The organism is Marinobacter sp. C7 (genome assembly GCF_022343555.1).
GTDB lineage: Bacteria > Pseudomonadota > Gammaproteobacteria > Pseudomonadales > Oleiphilaceae > Marinobacter.
On sequence record NZ_JAKQZH010000068.1, the window covers coordinates 1 to 566 of the forward strand.

General features: G+C 61.5%; 1 protein-coding gene. It reads left to right on the forward strand.

What is annotated here, in order from left to right; genetic code table 11:
• Window positions 1-202: 202 nt before the first annotated feature.
• A partial coding sequence (locus MD273_RS18760) for a response regulator transcription factor (protein ID WP_239039283.1) occupies window positions 203-566 on the forward strand: 364 nt, incomplete at its 3' end.

Here is a 566-nt window from a genome sequence, read left to right on the forward strand (position 1 = left end):
GATCGCGGCGCGGAAGACGAGCGGGCCGAAGGTCAGGATGGCGCGGTGTGGCGTCCCGGGGGCGGCGCGCACGGTGATGACCGGGGAGGCGTTTCTGCGTTTTTTCACTTTTTTTTGCTTTGTGCGTGAAATCGTTTAATTTCTATAGCATTGGGCCCGGAGGCCGCAATATGCGGGATGGTGAGGGCAGAAGGGCAGCTTGATGACGGCGAGAACGATTTTGCTGGTCGATGACGACCAGGACCTGCGCGAAACGCTGGTGGAACAGCTCGAACTCTACGACGAGTTCGACATACGCTCCGCCGACAGTGCCGCGCGGTCGCTGAAGATGCTGCGCGAAGAGCAGATCGACCTCCTGATCATGGATGTCGGCCTGCCGGACATGGATGGCCGCGAGGCGGTCAAGCTTGCCCGCAAGAACGGCTTCAAGGCGCCGATCATCATGCTCACCGGCCACGACACCGATTCGGATACGATCCTCGGCCTGGAGGCTGGTGCCAACGACTACGTCACGAAGCCGTTTCGGTTTGCCGTGCTTCTCGCCCGTATCCGCGCGCAGTTGCGCC